Origin of the sequence: Herbaspirillum sp. SJZ106 (assembly GCF_006715495.1) — a bacterium.
Taxonomy (GTDB): Bacteria; Pseudomonadota; Gammaproteobacteria; order Burkholderiales; family Burkholderiaceae_D; genus Herbaspirillum.
On the sequence record NZ_VFNI01000001.1, the window covers coordinates 317733 to 340833 of the forward strand.

The window sequence follows — 23101 nt, forward strand, 5'->3', positions numbered from 1 at the left end:
CAAGCCTTGCGAACAAGGGGCCGGTCTCTTGCATGTTTCGGCCAATGCCGGGGAACAGGCCGCGGCGATATTCTGCCGCGGCCGGATGCGCTATTAGGGTCAGGCGCCTGACCAGGTGGCGCGGCCTTCTTCTACTTGCCGCCGAACGGAGCGCCAGGTGAACGTGGCTGTTCGGCGGGAAGCGCGGTCATCGGTCCGGAATCGAAACGGGGGGATTTCTTTTTCGGAGACGCCGTTCGACAACAGGTTGAAGAGTGTCGCGCTTGCCATGTTCATGAATGTCGCCAATGAAGAAAAGGTTCCGTTCAATCCAAGGCCAAATCTGGCGCCAGCGGTGGAAGATTATTCAGAAGATGGCGCTGGCGCAGCACGACCTTCAGTTTCTCCCGATACCATTCCTTTTCCATCGTGGCCAGTGCCGTCATGGCTTCGCGCACGGTTTCCTGTGTGCCAGGAGGCGCGTCGGCATCGAACAACGCGTCATCTGCCTGATCCTGCAGTTGTTCCCGTTCGGATCGCATATTGCGGAAATCATCCTGGAACCGGCGTCGAAGGATCGTCTCTACCGCAGTGTTTCCTTCGAATTCCTGGAGGAAGTCATCGCTGCCGTCGCGAACATGGCGCCGGATCTCCTTGAGGGCATACTCCTTCTCCAACGGATCGATCGAATACATGGCCCCATAAGTGCTGCGTCGCGCCGATTCCACCAGATGGATGCCTTCGCCGATCAGTACCGGCGCCAGCGCTGCATACATTTCGAGGCTTTCCGAGGCCGAATTGTCTATCGTGATGTCGTTGTTGGTTGTTGAAGTGCCGAAGATCATGCTTCGAACTGAACTGAACAATGTCGTCCTGGCACTGCCTCTGGTGCGCGTGAAGTTGGCCTCGGCCGCCTGTTCCAGCTGTGCGGAAAAACTCTCGGGAGTAAAATTGGCCCGCGTTGCAGGTATGTTGCCGCGTGCCTTGCGCGCATTGGCCAGATAGGCCGCCATGTTTTCTACGCGTGGCTGCAGGAAAACGCTTTCTATGCTCTCGAACAGCTTGCGCGGAGGCATTTCGCCGTGTTCGATCTTGCGTTGCAGGATGGTCTGTTCGACTCGTGTCAGGCCGTAGGCCACACGATCACCGCAATGCGTGACACCTTCGGCCGCAGCAGAGTCGCAATTGCGCAGCAGATCGGGATCATCGGTGCTGGTCAGGTAGGAGGTGAGCGCTTTGACTCGCTCTCGATGGCCCGGCGCCGTGTCTGCATGGCGGTTGTCCTCGGCATAAGCCAGGCCGGCCAACAGCAGACGCAAGTTGGGATGATCATCCGCTGTCGCCATTTTCTGCGTCAGCGCCAACGGCACTGTATCGCGATAAAAATCTTCGCCGCTGGTGCGTGTCACATGGGGGGTATGACGGGATGACCACCGCGTATGGGCATGCTCAAGCGCCGTCAGCTGGGTACCGTCCAGCTGTGCATTATTTCGGGGATAGGCGACAACCGGGTTCTCCATAGGCCCGGGTGATGCAGAGCGCGGGAGGACACTCCCGGAGTCCGCCAGCCACGGGTCCTGATTGATTTGTTCGGTCGAGAGACGGGAGAAGATCTGCGCCAGTTCTTCGTCGTGTCCGCCGTGCGTCTGTTGGGCGCCGGGGTGTTGACCTGTGCCGGTGGCAGGCGTGTTGTCCGCACCGGAGGTCTGTTCGGCCATGGTCAGGATTTCTTCGAACGCCATGCCGCCTGCCAACAGGTTGCCGCCATAGGCCAGTACATAGGTCCTCACGGTGGCGCTGCAGCGGGCAAGACGGTCGAGCGCTTCCGGCGCCAGCCCGATGGCCAGGAACCCTTCACGTTCAGCCGACGTGAGCGAATTGGCCGAAGGCGTCGTGCGCCTGCGTGGCTGCTCCTCCAGCTGCACGTGCCCGCGACGGGGAGAACTACCGTCCACGGCCGGCGCGACGAGGCGTTGTCTGAGCGCCATTTCCGAGGTGCTGACTCGCCGCGGCGGCGGCAACGTCGGCTGGATGGGGGCGCCGATGATGGCGGCGGGACGAGCTGTCCGATGCGGGGCATAAGCCGTGCCCTGTTGCGCCCTCGACGATACCGCGTGTGCCTGGCGCGGAGTCAGGTCGGGGCGCAGTTCCGGACGAATCGCCTGCTGCCGGATCTGCACCGAATTGTAGCCGCGCTCGCGCAACTCTACGCCGTACACCACGACATAACGGCGCTCATCGTTGGGGCGGTTGGCCAGCAGCATCATTTGCAGGGGCGAAAATCCGGTGGCGCGCAGTCGCATGCCATGGCTGAGGATGAACTCCCGCTTGCTATCCGACATGATCGCCAGGTCGTTCATGTCGATGGGCGTAAAGCCCATATTCCGCAGAGAGCGGGCCTTTTGCGCCACGAAATGGCGTTGGGCGGGCGCCAGGCGTGCCGTTCCAAGCATGTCGCTGGGCGTGAACCGATGTTCGGCGAGCCATGTTGCATGACGCATCACAAACCGGAACTGGGCGTCGGGGCAGTTGCCCAGGCGCTGCCGGTCTGCATGACGGAATCCGGCAGAGCGTAAAAGAGTTATCTCGTCCGTGGTGTACTCGAACTGCAATGGGTCCGGGGCGGCAGAGCGAACGAAGAAAGGGTTGTGGAGCAGCGTTGGAGGGGCCTGCAGATAGTGGCTTGGCGGCGGTAACGGCGCCAGCGGCGTGAAAGGATTTTGCTGTTCAGACCTGGCAGACGAAGGCGTAAACCTGGCCGAAAGCCGCTGGTATTGACTACTGCCGTAAAACGTCGCATCCGGAGGCGTCACGCGCCTGTGCACCGGGCGCGCGACCGGTCCTGCATAGTCCTGAACCGAGGGGTTGGCATAGGGAGCCGGGACAACTGGATAGGCTGGGGCTGGACTGTTCGGGTAGTTCGTGTGGTAGCCCGGGATATGCCCATTTGGATACGGGAAATTGTTTCTTTGCATGATATGGATTCCTGCTGTATGGCTTCGCGCAGTCGCGCGGTGAACCGGAGAAAGTGGCCATCGGGAACCGAACGGGTCAATGGCGCGATATATTCGTTCGATGAAAAGACGCACGATGCAATATCGACCGGTGCGTCGCTACACGCGGCGCATGGCGCCATACGTGTAGTAGCCATCTGTCTCCGGGAGCGGTGCGCTGGTTCCAGCGAACACTATGAAGCGCTTCCGGCCGCAGAGCCGGATTCGATGGAAGGCGGAAAATCGATTTAATGCAGCGCGCGCTGGCGCGGCCCGTGCAAGGTCGAAAAATGCCAGGCGCCGGTATCCGGCGAAAATACAGCGCACTCGTCGCCGCCGCCGGTTTCCTTCCACATCGCGTGATAGCGCCGCACACTTTCCATGGCCGCGCACGCCAGCGCATTGCGCGCGCTTTGCGCCAGTTGCAGATCGCTCCAGCAGGCGGCTATCCGCACCTGGCCGCTGTAGTGCTCGCCGCCCACGCGATCCCACCACTGTTCGACGAAGTCCAGCACCTCACGCTCGATGTGCAGCTGCGATAGGCCATGCAGCGTATGTGCCAGGCGCACCGGCACCGGCAACAACGGTGTGATCAGCATCTGCTGATCGTCGAGCAGAAGGTCGTTGGTATCCGATGCGAAGAACCCCAGCGCCAGCATCAACTTGCGTTGCTGTTGCGGTTGGCCGGACATGATGCGGTCCAGGTCGATGTTCTCCAGCGGAGCCCGTTGCCAGCCCGGCAGGCCAAGCCCCAGCAATTGCTGGCGATAGATCTCGGCGTCCAATGCCGAGGCAAAGGCCAGCACTCCGGCCTGGTCGCCGTTGCGGATATAGAACGTCTTGTGGCTCTCTTCGCCGGGCAGGCAGCCGTCGGCGGCTTTTACCAGTCCCCACAGGCGGGGTTCGGCGCGATGGTCGGAATAGGTCGGATCTAACATGATGGACGCTCCCCGCTTGCGGTTGATGTATGGCGGCCATACCGTGCGGCCGGTATACATGAGTAGCGCAGCGGCAACGTCGGGTTCCTGGCTACATCACTCCGGCCGCGCGCGCGGTGGCGTCAACCGCCACGGCCAGTTTGTCGACCATCCATTCCAGCTGGGCGCGGGTGGCGATCAGGGCCGGCGCCATGATCACGCGCGCGGCCGACGCACGGATGATCAGGCCTTGCTCCAGCGCCTGCTGGGCACAATAAAAGCCGACTTCGGCTTCGTTGACGAAACGGGCCTTGTCGCCGGGGTTGGGCGAGAGCTGCAACGCCGCGATCATGCCGCTGCCCTGGATTTCGCCCACCAACGGGTGGCCGTCGAATTGCTCGCGCAGGCAGTGCTGAAAATAAAGGCCGGTTTCGTGTTCGACCTGGCGCACCAGCCCGCCTTCATCGAGCAGGCGCAGGTTGGCCAGCGCCACCGCTGCGGCAACCGGATGACCCTGGTAGGTGAAGCCGTGGGCCAGGACCCCGCCGTGATCTGCCATGGCTTCGGCCATGCGCCGTGACAGCACCAGGGCACCCATCGGAACGTAGCCCGAGGTCAAGCCCTTGGCCAGCGAGATGGTGTCGGGTTCGAAGCGGAAGTGCTCGTGCGCAAACCATTTTCCGGTGCGACCGAAGCCGCCGACGACTTCATCGGCACATAACAGCACGTCGTACTGGTCGCAGATACGCTGGATTTCGGGCCAGTAGCTGTAAGGCGGATAGATCATGCCGCCGGCGCCCTGGAACGGCTCGGCGACGAAGGCGGCAACGTTCTCGGCCCCCAGTTCGAGGATGCGTATCTCGAGTTCGTGCGCCGCGGCCTGGCCGAATTCGTATTCGGTGAGATAGCCGTCATAGCCGTACCAGTAGGGCTGGGCGATATGGCTGAATCCTGGCAGCAACGCGCCATCCATGGCATGCATGGATGGCATGCCGCCAAGCGAGGAGCCGGCCAGCGTCGAGCCGTGATAGCCGTTCTCGCGGCCGATGAAGATGCGCTTGGATGGCCGCCCGGCGACCTGCCAGTAGCGCCGCACCACGCGCATCATCGTCTCGTTGACCTCGGAGCCCGAGTTGGCGTACATCACCCGGCTATAGGTGCCCGGCAACAGGTCGAACAGCTTCGCCGACAGCTCCGCCACGGCGGGATGGGTGGTATTGAAAAACTGGCCGCAATAGGAAAGATCCTTGATCTGGGTCGAGGCCGCCTGCGCCAGTTCGCGGTTGCCATAACCGACGGCGGTGCACCACATGCCCGACATGCCATCGAGGAACCGGTTACCCCGATCGTCCCACAGATACAGACCCCGGCCGCGCACCATCACGCGCGTTTGCGCGGGGTCGATGTGAGCATGGTCTTCGTACGGCAGCAGATGGCGGGTGGTATGGATCTCACGGTAATCTTTTTGGGCCAATGCGTGCCCGATGAAATGATTCATGATTGTCCTGTCGGCGAGAGCTGATACATGGGCGATGCGCGGCGCGCGGCGCCGCACTGACAGCAGATAGGTGGAACGTCGGCAGGGCCGGGTTCCCGAACATGGCAACGTTGGAACAGGAGCGGCATTGAAGGCAATCATCACCGGTCACAGTCGTGGCCTTGGCCAGGCGCTGGCGCATGAACTGCTGGCACGCGGCGTGGATGTGCTGGGATTGGCGCGCGGCGCCGCCGCGTCGGCGCAATGCGGGGCCAGGCTGCGCCAGATCAGCGTCGACCTGAGCGATACCGGCGCGCTTGCGGCCGTATTGCAAACGCCGTTGCTGGCCGAATTCGCCGACGCCGCGCAGCCCGTGTTGCTGATCAACAATGCCGCCTGCGCCGGGCCGTTGGGTTATGCGGGAACGCTCGGCGCGCGCCAGGTGGCACAGGCGCTGGCGCTCAACGTCCAGGCGCCGCTGATGCTGGCCGAACGGGTGCTCGCGCTGGCCGCGCACGAGCGCCGGATCATGCACATCTCCAGTGGCGTGGGCACCGATGCATATGCCGCCCTGAGCGTGTATTGCGCCTCGAAGGCGGCGCTCGACCAGCATGCGCGCGCGTTGTGGCAGGAGAGCCGAGGGCCTCGCCCCGGATTGCGCGTGGCCAGTGTCAGCCCCGGCGTGATCGATACCGACATGCAAAGCCAGCTGCGCCATGCCGACGGCGCTGCCTTTCCGCTGCGCGGCGAATTCGACCAATTGCATCGATCCGGACAGTTGCAATCGCCCCGGGCATGCGCGCGACGGCTGGTCGAGCTGATGCTGGATCAGCACTATGGCCGGCAGCCGGTCATGGCGCTGCCGCCGCTGATGGAACCGGATCGCCCCGGCTGACGACAGAAAGGCGTTCCCAGCATTTCGTTGCGGTCTCCACCCATTTCAAAGGAAGTCATCGTGGCAATTGTCAATCCAATGACCGTCAGGGCTGCCGGCAGTGCGATATCGAGCGCGCTGGCGCCACTGGCCAAGAGTGTTTCCAGCCAAATCTCGCGGCATTCGTCGGTGTTTCGCAATGTCAATCCTGCCAGCGCGGCGAAGGCGCTTTCCGGTAATCCCAGGATGAGCGCTGCCATGCAGAACGTGATGCCGAGGGTCCGGAGAATGATGGATTTGATGCGGAATAACCCATCTTTCAAGAAATTGTGCGAGCAGGCGGAAAATTATGTGAGAGAGCACGGTCTGTCGCATATCAACAGCGCACGCGACGAACAGAAAAAGGAATTTCGCAAGACGTTGTTCCCGCCTGGCGTGCACTCGCTGTCGCGCGAGATCTTCAGTGGCAATACCAGTAGCATCAGCGCCATGGTGGGGCAGCAACGGTGGCACGCGATTCAGGTGGCGGGTGAGAGCCACAGGGTCACGCAGACCGAATGGTCCGGCCCCGACAAACGTGGCTTCCAGCGGTGCAAGACATGGGAGCCCGCCCAGCAGAAGACCTGGGATTGGATCAGGAATTCCAATGGCCATATGCTCGCCATGGATGCCGGAAAGCCGCTTGAGGGCGGGATTAGGCAACACCAGGCATTTCTTTATCCGGCCGCAGGCGGCCAACCGGTGCCCAGGACTTTGTATACCGATGCCGACGGCAATATCATGCCGACGCCGGGGCGAGCCGGGACCAACGGACAACACGGTGAAAGCGCCGTCATCAAGAGACAGGAAGCGAGGCCCGCCGTGATCGAGGAGATCGATGACGATGTGCCCGCACAGCAGACAAAACCCAAGCAGATCGAGCCCCCGCCATCGTTCTCACAGGAGCTGGTACGCCGGCCGCCTGCGGCCGGAGGGCGCGCTTCCTGAGGCCAACCATGCGTTGCGGTCGTATCGGCGCAGTGGCGTCTCAGGCCGCGATGCGCACACGATAAGGTAAATCATGCAAGATAATGACGTGTCCGGTGAGCTACCGGACAACATGGCTGCGATGCTGGAGGAGCTGTTTTCTTCCATGAAGCGCCCCCTCCTGGAGGCCGGGGAGGATGAGGCGGGCGACCTGGCCGCGGTGCCCGCGGCGCCGTTGGCGGCGCTGCCTGAACCCGGGCCGGACGAGGCGCTGATGCGACCGGAGGTATTGGCCGGAATGATCGGCGATCCTCGCTTCGCTGACGATTTCGAGCGTCTGCGCAGCGAGGCAGAACAGGGTTTCACGGCCCTGCTCAACGACGCGCAGCAGTGGGTGCCGGTCGGCGTTTCCAGCGCCGTGTCCGGTAACCTGAGAATGGGCGCCGCGATGGAGGTACGAGACCTGATGGCGGCTTCGCGGCGCAATCTCGCCGGCTCCGGCAGCAATCATGACGAACGCCGCCTGATGGCGCAGTATCTCGCCGTGGCGGGCATCCATAACTTCAATGAAATTGGCTGGGATCCGGCAAATCCGGTGTCCTACGCCGAAGAGGGCGGCAACCTGCTATCCGTACTGCTGTCATCCCCTTCCGTTTGAGCGGCATGCCATCCCCTGATCGGGGGTGGCATTGCCCGGTATCGCATCGTTTCCCTTACCGCCACGTCTGCGCCGCGTCACGTCGCATCCCCGGTACTGTCTCTCGTCCGCTTCACCTTCGATGCCATCCTGTGAGCGCCAGTCGCATGTCCGGCCACGTCCGGGCCGGGTCTTCGCGTCGACGCCATGGTGGATGCCGCCGGCCATTCCTGTCGACGTCGACCGAACGAGCGTCGGCCCCTGTAAAGGCCCGATAAAGCCCCACAGTGGCTCCACCAGGCGCGCACAGTGTCGGCCTGCTGCGATCTGCCGGCGCCGCCGCGCGCATGCCCAGAGGCCATGTCCGCCGCCTGCGTGGGCAGACACGAAGGGCAATTGGCGGGCGCCCGATTGCATCATCGATCATCGGCGTTTGCGGAACTAACATTCATTGCGTTACGACAGATAGGTCCCAATCACCCTTTTAGGAGAATCATTATGTTGCCTGCTCTGCCTTTGCTGAAGATGCTTCCTGGCGTGGACCTCGCTATGAAAGCTGGTGAGGCTGTCTTAGGTGGTGGTGAAAAAAAGAAGGAAAACACCGATATCCAATGATGTCGTGAGGTATTCCCGTCTCGGTGCGCGCCGGGGCGGGATTTTTTTTGCGCAGGCTGAATGCGCAACGCGCGCCTGGCGCCCATTGCGGCGCTCCTTATGCCAGATCAATAAGAAGAAAGAAGGGGTATGTCGATAGAACGCTATCGGGCCTTGGTAGAGCGGCTGTATGTCACGCTCGGTATCGATGCCGCACCAGGGATGACACAGGCCGCGCATCTGAGCATCGACGGCATCGAATTCCACCTGTTCCACGGCGGTCTGCTGGCGCCGGACAGCGTCATCATGCATTGCGTCTTCGGCGTATTGCCGGTGGCCTCGCGCGAGTCGATATTGCTGCGCCTGCTGCACACCCAGAGCCGCCTGTTCGGCGTATGCGCGCCAGTGTTTTCACATGACGCGTCGAACGATCGCATCACCTTGATGTGCCGGTTTCCGCTGCAGGACGACGAGCAGGCGCGGTCTACCCTGGAACTGCTGCAATTCTTTTCCGCCATGGCCAAGCGCTGGGGCGCGGATCACTTCATCGAACGCTAGCTGCCATGTCGCGCCGCACCTGGTCAGGTGTGCGCTTTTTCTTGCCGTTTTTCTGCCGTTTTTCTGCCGTTTTTCTGCCGTTTTTCCGGCCTCAAATGCACATGCCCCGCGCCAGGCGGGGCATGTCATCGCGCATGCAGCGGGCGCCGCCTGCCAGCGGCTGGCCCGATCCACGATATCAACCGCCGCTGATGTCGGCGTCCTGTTGGCCAACGCTTTGGCCTTGCAATGCACCCTGGATGGCCTTCAGGTCTTCCGGCTTCATGCCCATCAGGCCGGCCAGTTTCTTGAGCTCTTCGTCGGAGATGGTGCCATCCATCAGTTTCTTGAGCAGTTTTTCCCGTTCGTCGCCGGCTTCCGGACCGGCGCCCGACGCTTCGTCCGACTTGGCGCCCTTGTTGAGCATCTCCTGCAGGATGGCGTCTTTCTGCCATTGGGGAGTCTTCGGATCCAGCAGGCCTTTCATCAGGTCTTCGTTCGACTTGCCTTCCAAGCCCTTTTTGAAACCGTCGATCTGACTTTGCGAAGGCGTGTCGTTATTGGTCGGAACGCCGGATGGACCGCCATTGAAACTGATATTCATGCTCATGCTAAATCCTTACGAGAAAAATGTTAGGGGAAAGCCGGGGACTGCCATCGTGGGTGACAGTGGCCGGACACAAAGTTCCGCCATCCGGCAATTCGAAACTGCAATCCGGAAAATCCCCATACGGCGGGACTGCAAGAAAAGCCGCCGCATTTGTTGAAAACAGGGTGGAACTGTCATTCGGGTCGGTTCCACATAAGGTGGACCGCCCTGGTGAAGGTGCAGCGCGGTATTTGTTAATTTTCTTATCTTATTGGAGGTTTCTATGAGTATGCAGACCGCAGCTTCTGGCGCCGGTGCGTTGAAGGCGACTGGCGACGTTTTGGCGACTAATGAAATGAGTGGCATGGTCGATGCGGCCAATGCTTATGCGAAGTTTGATAAGAAGGGTCGCGACTACGCGTTGCAGCTCATCTAAAGAGTTGCTTTTTGAGGGCGGCGCAGACGGATTGCAGTTGATCCGCTTTCGCTAGCCTCGCCAGAGGCCGCCCTCGTTTATTTTTTCTTGCAGGAGATTTCTGGTCATGGCCACATTTCAAAGTCAGATGAACGGCGCCCAAACATCGGGCAATCCCACGCTGCGTCAAGGCGCGGTCAATTCGTCGGTGCAAAGTGCCCAGGCGGGCTCGGAGCAGGCCATGGAATTCCAGCTGTGGGTATCCCAGCAAGCGACTTCGTTGGCCAAGCTCAAGGTGTTCAGCACCATGGCGAAGAACATCAACGATCAGCAATAAGGCACTGGATGCGGCGCATCCCATGTGTCTGGTTTTGTTCATGAGGACATCATGCAGAATTCATTCGACTCATCCGTGAACACACGCGGCCAGATCCGCCGTGCCGCATCGGACGCAGCCAGCACGGTGCGCGCCACCAACGAAGCCGCGACCGACGTGGACAACGTCAACGTCTTTGCCAAATTCATGAAGAAGGCTGAAGAGACGGCGCAGGCCGCGATCTGAGGTGCGATGCCCATGCCGCGCCCGGCTTTCCCCACTGGGGAACGCCGGGCGCTTGTCATGGCTGCATACCGATCGCCAAGGGAGCCGGATGCCGGCTCGCCGGCGACATCGGGCGCGCCGGTACGCGCGCCGTAGGTAGGCCGGAACTAACGAACTCGCCCTGTCACTCAAGAAACGAGTCCGCTATCCCTGGTTTTTCGCACGTCGTCGACAGGCAACGGCGAGGTCCGCAGGTAACGCGCGGTAGCGCGGCGCCATTGTAGTTCGAGCCCTCAATTTTTGGAGATCAGTATGTCGACAACAGTCACCATTACCACCACCCAGACCTACGTGACCGATGGCCCTACCGGCAACCCCGGTAACTACAGGCCAAGTAATGGAAACTCGCAGGAGTATTGCGATATCCACCTCTTCAGCAATTCGTCGCAACAGCAGGATAGTGCTTTCCTGGACAACCTGAACATCCCGGATGTCCTCAAGAACATCCTGCGCGAACTGATGGGGCAGGCACGCGCGAATGGAAATGGTAGTAGTGGGCTGCCGTCGGAATCGGGCGCCGCCAAGACCATCAACCAGTTCCAGAAAGATAACAACATCGACCTGCTGTCGTCGAAACAGGTCCAGCAAATGGCCGAGACCGGCTATTTCACCGATAAGGACGGCAACACCAAGCAGGTTCCGCCCGAGGTGCAACTGGCCGCCGTGAAGATGATGGACAACGGCGGCGAATTGTTCAAGAAGCTGGAGTCGGCCCACAACGGCAAGCACGATGGCCTGCTGAGCCAGGTCGACTACAGCGACGCGCTCCAGGATGGCAGCCTGTCCAATGTTCCCGGCCAGGGCTCGGGCCAGTATCAGCCGGGCCTGCCGATGGATTTCATCCTGCAGGCGCTGATGAACGGCCACGTCACCAAGGACCAGCCGGACGACTACGACGCGGCCAAGACCATCAACCAGTTCCAGAAAGATAACAACATCGACCTGCTGTCGTCGGAGCAGATGCAGCAGATGGCGCAGACCGGTTATTTCACCGACAAGGACGGCAATACCAAGCAAGTGCCGCCCGAAGTGCAGGCGGCGGCCCAGGCGTTCATGGATAACGGCGGCGAGTTGTTCAAGAAACTGGAGTCGGCGCTCAACGGCAAGCACGATGGCAAGCTGAGCCAGGTCGACTTCACCGAAGCGGTCAAGGACGGCACCATCGCCGAAGGCTACGGCAATGGGTATGGCAACGGCCAGGGCAACGGTTACGGCAACGGTTACGGCAATGGTTCGCCCTTCCAGTTCGGCCAGGGCAACAGTTTCAATTTCGATCCGTCGCAGTTTGGCCAGGGTAACAACCTGCCATCCGATTCCAGCGCCGTCGATACCATCCAGAAGTACCAGAAGGACAACAACATCGGCCTGCTGTCGGTCGAGCAGATGCAGCAGATGGCGCAGACCGGCTATATCACCGACAAGGATGGCAACACCAAGCAGGTGCCGCCTGAAGTGCAGGCCGCTGCACAGGCCTACATGGCCAATGGCGGCGAGCTGTTCAAGAAGATCGAAGCAGCCACCGACGGCAAGCATGATGGCCAACTGGGCCAGGGCGATCCGGACGAGGCGCGCAAGGATGGCACGCTGGGCACCGGTAATGGCAATGGTTACGGCAACGGCCAGGGCAACGGTTACGGCAATGGTTACGGCAATGGTTACGGCAATGGTTACGGCAATGGCCAGGGCAACGGTTATGGCTTCGGTAATGGCAATGGACAAGGCAATAACCTGCCAACCGATTCCAGTGCGGTGAACACGATCGAGCAGTACCAGAAGGACAACAAGATCGATCTGCTGTCGTCGCAGCAGATGCTGCAGATGGCCCAGACCGGCTACTTCACCGACAAGGACGGCAACACCAAGCAGGTCACGCCTGAAGTCCAGGCAGCCGCCCAGGCCTACATGGCCAACGATGCCGAGCTGTTCAAGAAGATCGAAGCGGCCCATACCGGCAAGCATGACGGCCAGTTGAGCACGACCGACGCCCAAGATGCCGTCGAGGACGGCACCGTGTCTGCCTGACGGCGGCACGGCTAGAGTAGCGCGGCCCGGTGAGCCGGGTCGCGCAGCATGAGAGAAGCACAATGATCAGCGCAATCCGACCCACGTTGGCAACGGTGACGTACGCATCAAACGCCCGGTCCAACGCCAATTTTTTCAAACAATACGGCGCCTATATGGACGCCCGGTATTCGCCTGCCAATACAGATGCGCCAGCCGAATCACCGGTCAACGATCAGCCCCGAAAGCCATCGACGCTCGTGGTGTTGAATCCGAGATACATAGGCACGATCGGTAACAAGCTTTACAAGTCGCTGCAGTCGTCCGGAAGCAGGAGCGCCCGCAGCCACGCAGACATGTTGCGCGCGCCCCCGATGGCTGCCGCCGAAGTGCCGCCACTGCAATCGATGACGCATGGCGACAATGCCATCGATGCCATCCATCAAGAGGTGTCAGCGGACAATCCGATACAAGCACAGCTTGCGCACCGGACCAGGATTCCCGGTGCCGCGACGACACCGGCGCAAAAGCAGGCCCAATCCGTATCGAGCGCCCCGGCGGCGACGATGGGCAGCGACACCAAGCGCGCTTTGCGCGACAAGGAACGGGTGATGGTGACCCTGCTGAAGGGCTTTTCCCCGGCATACCACCAATTCATGGGGCCGTATGCGGCATAAAGAGGCATACATGCAACGGGTCCAGGCAATCGGCAATTTTTGACAAAAGGATGAATGCGATGAAAGACGATCTCCCATTTGGCAATGACTTTTCCCTTAGCGATCCTTTCGGCGTCGACTCGCCGTTGCGACGTGCGCTGACGGCCAGCGAAACCGGGACTGACCTGGACGAACACTTTCACTGGCACCGCATCCGGCGCATGCCGCGCAAGTGACCCTGGCCTGCGGCGAGGCCGTTGGCGGCGCCTTTTGACGAATACAACCGGAGAACAAAATGGAGTGGAGTAACGGTTACGTGCACGGCATCGATTATCCGGTGGGTTTCTTCCCCGAACAAAGCCCGGTGCATCTGAGTTTTGCCTGCCTGGCGCAAGGCATCGAGCCGGTGCCGCTGGACGGCGAGTTCACTTACATGGAACTGGGATGCGGACAGGGCCTGACCTCCAACGTGTTGGCCGCGGCCAATCCGCAGGGCCGCTTCTATGCGGTCGACTTCCTGCCGACCCAGGTACGCACCGCCCAGGACATGGCGGCGGCGGCCGGGCTGGATAACCTGAAGGTCCTGGAGTGCAGCTTCGAAGAGATGGCCAAGGGCGAGATCGCGCTGCCCCAATTCGACTTCGTCACGATGTATGGCGTCTACAGCTGGGTAGACCGCAAGAACCGCGGCTTCATCGTCGAGTTCCTGCGCCGCTACCTGAAACCGGGCGGCATCGTCTACCTGAACTACAACGCCTTGCCTGGATGGAGTTCGGCACTGTCGCTACAGCGCATGCTGCGCGAATTCGGCCGCAACGACATCTACGGCCGCCAGGCCCAGCTGAGCCAGGGCAATGCGCTCGTGCACTCGCTGGTCGATGGCGGCGCCGCGGCATTTGCCAATGGCAAGTTCAATGGCCTGCAACGCCGATTGCAGGCGCTGGACACCGACGATCCGGGCTACCTGGCGCACGAATACCTGAACCAGGGCTGGGATGCGCTGTTTTCCATCGATGTGATCCAGGATATGGCGCAGGCCAAGATGGACTACGTCGGTTCGGCCGAACTGGCCTATGGTTTTCCGTCGCTCTACCTGACGCGCGCGCAGCAGGACCTGCTGGCCCAGCAGCCCAATGCCGGTCTGCGCGAACTGGTGTGGGACCAGATCTGCAACAGCAGCTTCCGCGAAGACATCTTCGTGCGTGGCGCCCGCCGGCTGACGCCGCGTGAGCGTGACGGCTGGCTGGAACGTTGCGGCATCGCGCTGACCGAAGCATCCTCGCGCATCACACTGGAGCTGCCCCTGGCCATCGGCAACATCCATGCCGATCAGGACACCTACATGCCGATGATCGAAGCGCTGCGCAAACGCCCGCATTCATTTGCCGAGCTGGCAGCGCTGCCGGCGCTGCGCCAGCATGGACGTGGCTTGCGCGAAGTGGCGGCGATGGCGATGCTGTTGTCGGCATCGCGCCAGGCAGCGCCGTTCTTCTTGTCGGCTGCCGGACAGCCGCGCGGCGCTGCCGAACGGCTGAACCGCCTGATCGCCTCGCATTCCGGCGAATCCGACCGTTACCAGGCGCTGGCGTCGCCGCTGCTGGGCAATGGCGTGCCGTCGGGCCTGCTGCAGCGGGTAGCCTTCGACCAGTTATCGCAATCGATGCCGCAGCCGGAACAGTGGGTGGCGCCGATGGCGCTGGCCATTCACCGTCAAGGCACGCACATTCATCGCGGCGGCGTACCGCTGTCGGCGCGCGAAGAAATCCACACCGAATTGCTGGCGCTGGCGCAAGCGATCAGCGAGCAGCGATTGCACGTATGGAAAAACCTGAATATGGCGCCGCATGTGGCGTCTCAACCGGAGTGAAACCGTGGCAAGCAGCCTGATATACACCGCCCACCGGGAAGACGGCCTGAAAGGGCCGTTTTCGTTGTTAGAATGGCCCCATCACGCAGGTGCGCCGCATCGGCAGACAAGTCATTCGGATAGGGTAACGATCTTGCAAGAACAACAAGACGATATTTCTGGGCAGGAAGTCAGGCAACTGCTGCTCGACCTGATGCAGTACTGCGGGCAGGAGCGGGCTGCGCGCCCGGTGCTGGAACTGGAGATCGGCGAGATCCTCACGCGCACCTCGGTGGAGCCTGCCGGGATCGACCTTTACCTGTCGGTCACGGCCACCTTGCCGCCGTGCGACGCGCCGGTCATCGCTTCGATGTCGGCGCCGGCGGCGTTGAGCCAGACCGCGCCAGGGACCTGCGACTTCCTGTGGCATGCCGACGAGGGCCGGTACGTCCTGGTGCGCAAGATTGCGTTGCATACGCTCACCGACGAGCGCGCAGTCATGGACGAAATACTGGTGACTGCCGATCTCGCCGCGCAATGTCTGGACGAGATCCGGCCTCAGCCGCCGCGCCGCCCCTAGGCCGCGCGATCGGCATCATCAGCGGCGTTGCGAATTCTGGGTACTGCGGGTGCTTGTGCGGGCGGGGCTCTGTTCGGCCGTCGCCGTATTGCCATATTCGTTGCGTACTGCTGCGCGCACTCGCGACACGCGTGAACGTACGGTGCCGATGGGGATATTCAGCTGCTGCGCGGCTTCTTCGTAGGTGGCGTCGCCATCCAGCACGGCTTCGAAGGTATTGCGGATATGCGGCGGCAATTCACCTAGCAGGTCATCGACCTTCTGCGCGATCTGGCGCAGTTCGTACAGTTTGGCGGGATCGGCGCTGGCGTCGATCAGTTGCTCCATGAAGTTTTCATCGACCATTTCATAACGATCGGTGCTGTTGCGGCGGACCTGGTTGCGCGCCAGGTTCAGCGCAATGCCAAATAACCAGGTCGATGGCTTGGACAGGCCTGAGAATCGATGCGCGCACTTGACCGCTTCGATGAACGTGTTCTGCACGACATCCTCTGCATCTTCGAAGTTGCCGACATAGCGCTGCACGAATCGCAGCAGGTGGGTGCGGTGTTTGGTATAGAGCGCCAGGATATCGATCTGCACCACCGGCGCCGCGTCGTCGGCGCCTTCCTGCTGCTCCTGGCCGGCATCGGCCTGAACATGCTGCGTCGTCGCCTGCCGGTCTTGCGGTGTGGCCTGGGGCTCGTCTTCATTGCTGCCTTCACGCGATTCCTGCGCGGCAGCCCCGAGGGCGAAACGATGTACGTCGAGCTCCATCGCTTCGAATTCAACTGTTGCTTGCATAGCGTTCTCCTTGAACGAAATACGGTGTCTGGTGGGGTGAGCGCCGCGCTTTTTTCGCATCGCTCGTCTGGCATGGGACGGAAGATAGCAGCGCGCCGGACGGGCACATGCAATCTTTGAACATTCGTGAGACTTTGAAGAATGTTGAGGAATTACGTGATTGCGCATGGAACCGGATCGGTGCCCAAAACCGGCCAACTGCCTCGATGGAACCGCTCACCGCGACGGCACCACCCAAGGGCATCATGGCGACATTCAAATCCTTCAATCCCTCGATATCGCAGCCGCAACCGCAGCCGCAGACTGGCCAGCCCGGCCAGACGGGACTGACGCCGTCGCGCATACCGACCCAGAAGCAGCATCAGCTACGACAGGCGCCGGGCACGCTGGGCAATACCGAAGTCGTGCCGATGGAGTCGGTCGACTCGTCTGCAGGCTGGCGCAACCTGAGCTTCAGCAAGAAGACGCTGAGACACTTCGTGGTTCCGGCGAACCCGCGCCAACAGCAACGCGAACAGCAATCCGCGCGGCGCGGAAGCAAGGATAAAAGCGAAAAGAAAGAGGGCGAGGAAGAGTGGTCGCTGCTGGATTCGCCGGTCGAGACGGTGGCCCGTCATGCCCCGGCCATGTTCAACCCGACCGCGCTGCTCGAGCGCCAGTTGGGGCAGTCGCGCGAAAAAGATCGCGAAGCGCGGGAAGAAGTCGAGAGGCGGATGGCGGCGCAGCCCAGCGTGCTGGACGCGGTTGGCACCATGCTGCGCGCCAGGATCGAGCTCGAAGCGAAGCAGCAGAAACCGGATCTGCAAGCTGCCGATCGATTCAAGGCCGGCAAGGTCAAGAACTCGGTATCGCAGATCCTGAGTTCGTTGGTGCGCAGCCGCATGGGCGAGATCAGGAGCGAATTCAAGAAAGTGATGGAGGTGGCCGAGACCGGCGACCCCAGCCTCGAACCTCCGCGAGCCTTGCGGCGCGAGATGCGGATCATCGTCGGCGCCCCGCGCGACAGCGAAATCGAAACCGAGCTGTCGGTGGCGGTCATGGCGCGCGCGCTGCAACGCAACGCGCCCGATTGCTTCATCGAGATGGCCGACGTGATTTGCAGCCAGATGGTCGGCTCCACGCTGAACCAGGAAAACCTGCGAAAGAATCCGGTACGCAACCGGGGCGCCTATGCGCTGGCTATCTCGGACAGTAAATGTTTCATGCAATTGCGCTCGACCTGGGGCGTGGCCAGGCGGCTGCTGGTGAATCTCTCGGAGCTGAAGCACTGACACAGGGACGATGCGCGCCGCCGCACGCCTTTGGGCGGTCTTCTTCTGAAAAGGTGAGAAATGCAAATCAAGGTGGATGCCGTGGGCCTGACCGTGATCCTGCTGACGGCGGCGGAGGCAGGCTGGGGGAAGGGCAAGGTGCCGCAACTGATGGCGCAGATCGTCGATATCTCCGGCATCGACAAGAATACGCGGGCGCGCGCCTACCGGCTGGTGCGCGACGCGATTGCCGAGTTGCCGTTGACGATCTGGGCGCAGGACAAGCTCAACGCCCGGCGTGAGCTGCTCGATGAATTGAGCCGGCAGATCACGGTGCTGCAGGCCGGGATGTCCAATTTTCCGACCCAGGAAGAGTTGCGCGAGGACGCGTGGCGCGTCGAGCTCGATGCCCAGTATCGCAGCGAGAACAACAATGCGGCACGGGCACGGAGCAAATCGATGGCGCGGCCGGGTTGACGGGGCGGGCGGCGATGACACGGGGTGTGAAATCAGAAAAGGCGGGTAATGATGAAAGAACTGGTCATGAAATTGATCGGCGAGGCGCGCATCCAGCGTGCCGTCGCCATGAGCCATCTCGACAACGGGATCCACGTGTTCGCCTATCCGCTCGATGCCAGCATGCTGATTGCGATGGGCGTCAGCGCCGAGGCGCCGATGCGGCCGGAAGACCTGTTGCGCCGGCGCGGCGCCGAGCTGGAAACATTCGGCGGCTGGTTGCCGGCGCTGTTCAATGATGGCGGCATGTATGTGATCAGGCGCCTGAGCTCGGAAGAAGAAGACGGCGGCGACGAACTCGACCGCCAGCTTGAAGCGGCGCTGGAGCTGCTCAATTGAACGCGCGCATCAACTCCTCCGGGGTCGGCAGCCCGCAGCCGATCGACCCCGGCGAACTGGCCGAGATACATAGCGCCAGCGGGCTTACGCCGCTGCTCAAGGCGCGCCCGCTGCTGTCGCAGGAGGAAGAAGCGGTTTCGCTGCCGGCGCTGGAGTTGCCTGTCGATCCGCTGCAGCAGATGCTCAAGGAATTTCTGGGGCCGGCGCTGACCTCTGACAATCCGGTCTGGCGCGGCGACCCGGTGCCGTCCATGCGCGGCCTGCAACGGATGATGGTCGAACATGCGCTGAGCCTGGCCGAGGGCGAGCCGCGGCGACCGATGATGGCGGCGCTGCGCCAGGTCGAGAAGGCAGTCCAGATGCGACTGCGCTGGTTGCAGATGAAGCGCAGCGAAGCAGAATCGACGATCGTCGAAGGGGAGGGGCAGGATGCGCCGGAAAAGACCCGCTGACGGCATGCAGCCGGAGCTGCTGACCGCGCTCGGACTGGTGTGGGGACACCTCAATGCCTATCAGTACGAAGAGGCCTTCGAACTGGCCGCCGGCTGCCTGCAGCTGTGGCCGGAACATGAAAAGCTGCGCCTGATGCACGACCTCGCGGCGGCCGAAGTGCTGGAGCCGGTCGATCAGCGACGCCTGCGCGCCATGCGCACTCCCGACAACGCGGCCTGGGTCGACCTGGTGCTGCGCCGGCTGCAATATCAACAACACAATCGCATCCAGGGCGACCTGGCAGGGGGACTGCAATGAAAGCCATGAGCGTCGTCATGCTGCTCAACAAGATCGCCATCCAGCTCGGCAAGCGCGCCGAGCTGATGGCGGCAGGCCTGGTGATCGGCATCGTCTTCATGCTGGTGCTGCCGATGCCGATCTGGCTGCTCGATATCCTGATCGCGTTCAGCCTGTGTGCTTCGGGCCTGATCGTGGTGGTGGCCATGTACATGCCCGGCCCGACGGCCTTCTCCACGTTTCCGGCCGTGCTGTTGCTGACCACGCTGTTTCGCCTGGCCATTTCGGTATCGACCACCCGCCTGATCCTGCTTGAAGCCGATGCCGGTCACATCGTCGAGACTTTCGGCAATTTCGTGGTGGGCGGCAACCTGGTGGTGGGCCTGGTGATCTTCCTGATCCTGACAGTGGTGCAATTCATCGTGATCACCAAAGGGTCGGAGCGCGTGTCTGAAGTATCGGCGCGATTTTCGCTGGACGCGATGCCCGGCAAGCAGATGTCGATCGACAGCGACCTGCGCGCCGGCATCCTCACGCCAGAGGAAGCCAAGGCCAAGCGTGCCCACCTGGGCCAGGAAAGCCAGCTGCATGGCGCCATGGATGGCGCCATGAAGTTCGTCAAGGGCGACGCCATCGCCGGCATCTGCATCGTTGCCATCAACCTGATCGGCGGCATTTCGATCGGTATCATCCAGCGCGGTATGGATGCCGGCCAGGCGATGCAGGTCTATTCGATCCTGTCGATCGGCGACGCGCTGATCGCGCAGATCCCCGCGCTGCTGATCTCGCTGGGCGCCGGTATCATCACCACCCGGGTCGGCGACGACAATCAGGAGGGGGAAACCAACATCGGCAGCGACATCGCCGGTGAATTGTTCGGCGAACCCAAGGCGCTGCTGACGGCGGCAGGCATCATGCTGCTGTTCGGCCTGATCCCCGGCATGCCCACGGCGATCTTCGTGTCGCTGGCGGTCGGACTTTGCGTGGCCGGCGTGGTCGGCATTCTCAAACCGATCGCCGATGCCGAGATGGCGCGCGAATCGGAAGAATCCGAGCGCAAGAACGCCGGTATCGTCGACCTGACCAGCTTCGCCGCCGTGACGCCGTTCATCTTGCGCATGCACGAGTCGATGCGCACCCGGGCCGAGGCCGAGGTGATCCGCACGGCGGTGCGGCTGATGCGCAATGCCATGCTGGAACGGCGCGGGATCCCCGACCTGAAGCCTATCGATTTCGAATTCACCGCCGCGGTGCCGGAAGGACGCGTGTTTTTCATGATGTCCGAAGTGCCGCTGGTGGATGCCGAGATCATGCTTGGCTGGAGCGCCACCCGCGAATCGCTGGAACGGGTCCAGGAGCTTGGCTTCCAGGCGTTCGAGCGCAACATTCCCGGTTCCCGCCGGCGCCGCGTGTGGGTCAAGGCGGACAGTCCCGAACAGCTGGCCGAGTCCGGCCTGCTGGCCGAACCCTGGGAAAAGGTGTTCGCCTCCGACATCGAGGTCGAGATGTTGCGCAACTGCCAGATGTTCGTCGGCGTGAACGAAGTGATCCGCTTTACCCGCTGGGCCGAAAGGCGTTATCCGGAACTGGGCAAGGAAGTGGTCAAGACCGTGACCTTGCCGCGCCTGACCGAGGTGGTGCAGCGCCTGACGCGGGAAGGCGTGTCGCTGCGCAATGCACGGCTGTTGCTGGAGACCACGCTCGACTGGGCGCCCAAGGAGCGCGATCCCGACGTCATCGCCGACTATGTGCGGCTGGCCTTCAAGCGCCAGTTGTGCTTCGAGGCCTCGCGCGACGGCCTGATCGAAGTGATCCTGTTGTCGCCCGAGCTGGAAGACCAGCTGCGCAACGCCATGCGCCAGACCAGCCAGGGCAGCTACCTCGACATCGATTCCGAACTGGAGCAGATGATCCTGGACCGACTGAACGACCTGTCGACCAATGTCAGCACGCCGATCGTGCCGCCGGTGCTGGTGACGGCGGCCGATATCCGCCGTTCGGTGCGCAAGCTGATCGAGGAAGAGTTCTTCCCGGTGCCGGTGTTCGCGTTCTCGGAGCTGACCCAGCATGCCAAGGTCAAGCCGGTGGGGATGATTGAGGTGTGAGACCAATATTTCCGGTTGTCGCGGAACCGGCGCACAGGTCCCGAACATACATAAGAGAAACCAGGTGACGAACGTTCGCCTGCTTCGGTCCCAAGCCGAAGACCTTATCACCAACCCGATTGATATGCGCGCGGGGCGCGCCTGGCGCATGCGCCGGCACCGACGCGCAAAAGGAACGACATGCCATTTCCAAACGGATTTTCACTAGGTGGAAATAACAGAATCAATACGAATATCGATCCGACGGGCGCACCGACGCCACCCAACGGCCACCATGCCGGTACACAGCGGCGGCCGCCCTCCTGGGAGCGCGCGGGGCAAGGCCTGCGAAACGAAACGTCGGGGGTCAATCCGATGCGCCTGGCTGCAGGCCTGGCCAGGAGTGTGTTCAGTATTGGTCCCAGCTACAACAACTTTTTTAGGGCGGTCGAGAGTGTGTACGGCGCACCGCAGCGGCAAGACCCGGCGCATGTCCCGCCGCACGCAACGCATGGGCATCAGCGCGTGGGGGCGAGGTTCTCCGGCGAGAATATCGGTACGCAGATGGAACCGATGCTGCACATGTTCCAGCACGGAATCATGTCGGGCCTGCAACGCATCTTCGACCGGATGGACAGCGACCACATCCACCAGGAACTCAGAACGTACCAGCTGGACCAGCAAGAGTATCTGCGTAACAACATGAACGGCCCCCCGCCGGTCGTGCCTAGTTCGATTCCGTCGCATCTCAGGGACTACGTTGCCATGCTCGATCCTTCCGACGAAAACTTCGGTCACCAGATCTATGAACTGGTGATGAACGACAGTCAGTTCCAGCAAAGGACGCGTGACCAGATAAACAATAACATCGGCACGGCACCCAGGCCAAACTTGCGCCATGAACACGGCCATGGCGGCAACGCCTACGAACCGGAATTGGCGCCCAATGGCGAACCGCTGTTCGAGGAGTCGGCTGGGTTCGAGCCCTCGATGCAATATGAGAACCGGCGCAACAGCACGCCGTCGCCCACGGCGGAGAACCGACCGAATCGGCAAGCGACAGTGCAAGATGAAACTGAAGAGCAGAGGCGTGCGGGAACGTCCGGTTCGTCGCCGACTACGCGTCGTTCCTGATCGCCGCAGCGCGGCATGAATCCGACCAGATCCCGGTCACATATCGCTTTACTGGCGCGGATCTAAGTACTCAATCGTGGTGAAAACGGAGCTAACACATGAGCCTGGCTGCTAAACAATCGCACGTTCAAGAGCCCATCGCACCGATGTCGCATGAAGATGCGATGGCGATCATCGAACGCGCCGCCCGCGACAAGCATCTCGCGCGCGATCTCGACCTACTGCGCGACAAATGCTTCTCGTTTGTCAATGCGATGATGGACGAGGTCACGCAGACGCTGGCCGAAAAGGAAAAACGCACCCCGGCGCTGCTCAAGAGCCGTCCCGAACAGGAAGTGACGGCGATCTCGTTGCGGGCTGCGGGTCAGCAACGCGAGGAGGCCGCGCGCAAGCGCCGCGAGCTGGCCGAAGCGATGGTGATGGGCGCGTTGGCCAATATGGACAATCCCGACTGGGATCCACGTAACCCGGCCACACGTCACACCACCGACAATTTCTTCATGGCCTTGCTCAAGAGCGCCTTCAAGTAAGCGGTGGAACCGTCGCCCAGCCGCCGGGCACTCAGATAGCAGAGCGTGGCCGGCGGTCGCCGCCCACGCGGTTG

The 23101-nt window shown here is 61.8% G+C and carries 26 protein-coding genes; 20 read left to right on the forward strand and 6 right to left on the reverse strand.

Features of this window, described 5'->3' with window-relative positions; translation table 11 throughout:
* Positions 1-99: 99 nt before the first annotated feature.
* From FB598_RS20610 to FB598_RS01390, 4 genes are all read right to left on the reverse strand, one after another.
* A complete protein-coding gene (locus FB598_RS20610; RefSeq protein ID WP_183405772.1) occupies positions 100-276 on the reverse strand; it encodes a hypothetical protein in 177 nt (58 codons plus the stop codon).
* A gap of 29 nt (positions 277-305) precedes the next feature.
* On the reverse strand, positions 306-2954 hold the full coding sequence (locus FB598_RS01380; RefSeq protein ID WP_141911907.1) for a hypothetical protein: 2649 nt from the start codon (positions 2952-2954) through the stop codon (positions 306-308).
* Positions 2955-3220: 266 nt separating this feature from the next.
* Positions 3221-3910 carry a hypothetical protein gene (locus FB598_RS01385; RefSeq protein WP_141911909.1) on the reverse strand — a complete coding sequence of 230 codons (690 nt, stop codon included), beginning with the start codon at positions 3908-3910 and terminating at the stop codon, positions 3221-3223.
* A 91-nt stretch (positions 3911-4001) separates the two neighbouring features.
* A complete protein-coding gene (locus tag FB598_RS01390; RefSeq protein WP_141911912.1) occupies positions 4002-5387 on the reverse strand; it encodes an aminotransferase in 1386 nt (461 codons plus the stop codon).
* 127 nt (positions 5388-5514) lie between these two features.
* On the opposite strand from FB598_RS01390, the gene FB598_RS01395 reads away from it, so the two are divergent.
* The 4 genes from FB598_RS01395 to FB598_RS01410 all read left to right on the forward strand — a co-directional run bounded on the left by FB598_RS01395 (position 5515) and on the right by FB598_RS01410 (position 8995).
* Positions 5515-6261 (forward strand): SDR family NAD(P)-dependent oxidoreductase, encoded by a 747-nt coding sequence (locus FB598_RS01395; RefSeq protein ID WP_141911914.1) that lies wholly within the window; start codon positions 5515-5517, stop codon positions 6259-6261.
* Positions 6262-6321: 60 nt separating this feature from the next.
* Positions 6322-7227 (forward strand): hypothetical protein, encoded by a 906-nt coding sequence (locus tag FB598_RS01400; protein WP_141911917.1) that lies wholly within the window; start codon positions 6322-6324, stop codon positions 7225-7227.
* A 73-nt stretch (positions 7228-7300) separates the two neighbouring features.
* Positions 7301-7864: a hypothetical protein gene (locus FB598_RS01405; protein WP_141911919.1), complete on the forward strand. Its 564-nt coding sequence runs from the start codon at positions 7301-7303 to the stop codon at positions 7862-7864.
* A gap of 723 nt (positions 7865-8587) precedes the next feature.
* The gene (locus FB598_RS01410; RefSeq protein ID WP_141911922.1) at positions 8588-8995 is read left to right on the forward strand and encodes a type III secretion chaperone CesT; all 408 of its coding nucleotides are present in this window, start codon (positions 8588-8590) and stop codon (positions 8993-8995) included.
* Between the two features lie 178 nt (positions 8996-9173).
* Here the strand turns inward: FB598_RS01410 and FB598_RS01415 are convergent, their stop codons facing one another.
* On the reverse strand, positions 9174-9584 hold the full coding sequence (locus FB598_RS01415; RefSeq protein WP_141911925.1) for a hypothetical protein: 411 nt from the start codon (positions 9582-9584) through the stop codon (positions 9174-9176).
* A gap of 262 nt (positions 9585-9846) precedes the next feature.
* Here FB598_RS01415 and FB598_RS20615 point away from each other — a divergent pair, with 262 nt between their 5' ends.
* From FB598_RS20615 to FB598_RS01440, 8 genes are all read left to right on the forward strand, one after another.
* Positions 9847-9999, forward strand: a complete 153-nt coding sequence (locus tag FB598_RS20615) for a hypothetical protein (protein ID WP_183405771.1) — start codon at positions 9847-9849, stop codon at positions 9997-9999.
* A gap of 106 nt (positions 10000-10105) precedes the next feature.
* Positions 10106-10315 (forward strand): hypothetical protein, encoded by a 210-nt coding sequence (locus tag FB598_RS01420; protein WP_141911928.1) that lies wholly within the window; start codon positions 10106-10108, stop codon positions 10313-10315.
* A 51-nt stretch (positions 10316-10366) separates the two neighbouring features.
* Positions 10367-10540, forward strand: coding sequence for a hypothetical protein (locus tag FB598_RS20620; protein ID WP_183405770.1), 174 nt, complete (start codon positions 10367-10369; stop codon positions 10538-10540).
* 291 nt (positions 10541-10831) lie between these two features.
* A complete protein-coding gene (locus FB598_RS01425; protein ID WP_141911930.1) occupies positions 10832-12601 on the forward strand; it encodes a hypothetical protein in 1770 nt (589 codons plus the stop codon).
* A gap of 62 nt (positions 12602-12663) precedes the next feature.
* The gene (locus FB598_RS01430) at positions 12664-13257 is read left to right on the forward strand and encodes a hypothetical protein (RefSeq protein WP_141911931.1); all 594 of its coding nucleotides are present in this window, start codon (positions 12664-12666) and stop codon (positions 13255-13257) included.
* Positions 13258-13316: 59 nt separating this feature from the next.
* Positions 13317-13472: a hypothetical protein gene (locus FB598_RS20625; RefSeq protein WP_183405769.1), complete on the forward strand. Its 156-nt coding sequence runs from the start codon at positions 13317-13319 to the stop codon at positions 13470-13472.
* A gap of 59 nt (positions 13473-13531) precedes the next feature.
* Positions 13532-15103: a class I SAM-dependent methyltransferase gene (locus FB598_RS01435; RefSeq protein WP_141911932.1), complete on the forward strand. Its 1572-nt coding sequence runs from the start codon at positions 13532-13534 to the stop codon at positions 15101-15103.
* A 133-nt stretch (positions 15104-15236) separates the two neighbouring features.
* Positions 15237-15662, forward strand: coding sequence for a hypothetical protein (locus FB598_RS01440; protein WP_255463926.1), 426 nt, complete (start codon positions 15237-15239; stop codon positions 15660-15662).
* Positions 15663-15680: 18 nt separating this feature from the next.
* Here the strand turns inward: FB598_RS01440 and FB598_RS01445 are convergent, their stop codons facing one another.
* The gene (locus tag FB598_RS01445; protein WP_255463925.1) at positions 15681-16445 is read right to left on the reverse strand and encodes an RNA polymerase sigma factor; all 765 of its coding nucleotides are present in this window, start codon (positions 16443-16445) and stop codon (positions 15681-15683) included.
* A gap of 107 nt (positions 16446-16552) precedes the next feature.
* Here FB598_RS01445 and FB598_RS01450 point away from each other — a divergent pair, with 107 nt between their 5' ends.
* The 8 genes from FB598_RS01450 to FB598_RS01485 all read left to right on the forward strand — a co-directional run bounded on the left by FB598_RS01450 (position 16553) and on the right by FB598_RS01485 (position 23027).
* Positions 16553-17716 (forward strand): hypothetical protein, encoded by a 1164-nt coding sequence (locus tag FB598_RS01450; RefSeq protein ID WP_141911934.1) that lies wholly within the window; start codon positions 16553-16555, stop codon positions 17714-17716.
* Positions 17717-17776: 60 nt separating this feature from the next.
* Positions 17777-18172 (forward strand): hypothetical protein, encoded by a 396-nt coding sequence (locus tag FB598_RS01455; RefSeq protein ID WP_141911937.1) that lies wholly within the window; start codon positions 17777-17779, stop codon positions 18170-18172.
* A 48-nt stretch (positions 18173-18220) separates the two neighbouring features.
* Complete coding sequence (locus FB598_RS01460) at positions 18221-18550, forward strand: hypothetical protein (protein WP_255463924.1); 330 nt, start codon at positions 18221-18223, stop codon at positions 18548-18550.
* A complete protein-coding gene (locus tag FB598_RS01465) occupies positions 18547-19002 on the forward strand; it encodes a hypothetical protein (RefSeq protein WP_221292299.1) in 456 nt (151 codons plus the stop codon). Before FB598_RS01460 ends, FB598_RS01465 begins: the two co-directional genes overlap by 4 nt.
* Positions 19003-19006: 4 nt before the next feature.
* Positions 19007-19300, forward strand: coding sequence for a hypothetical protein (locus FB598_RS01470; protein ID WP_255515708.1), 294 nt, complete (start codon positions 19007-19009; stop codon positions 19298-19300).
* 5 nt (positions 19301-19305) lie between these two features.
* Positions 19306-21384 (forward strand): type III secretion system export apparatus subunit SctV, encoded by a 2079-nt coding sequence (gene sctV / locus FB598_RS01475; protein WP_255463923.1) that lies wholly within the window; start codon positions 19306-19308, stop codon positions 21382-21384.
* Between the two features lie 180 nt (positions 21385-21564).
* Positions 21565-22497 (forward strand): hypothetical protein, encoded by a 933-nt coding sequence (locus FB598_RS01480; RefSeq protein WP_141911944.1) that lies wholly within the window; start codon positions 21565-21567, stop codon positions 22495-22497.
* A gap of 98 nt (positions 22498-22595) precedes the next feature.
* A complete protein-coding gene (locus tag FB598_RS01485) occupies positions 22596-23027 on the forward strand; it encodes a hypothetical protein (protein ID WP_255463922.1) in 432 nt (143 codons plus the stop codon).
* Positions 23028-23101 lie beyond the last annotated feature (74 nt).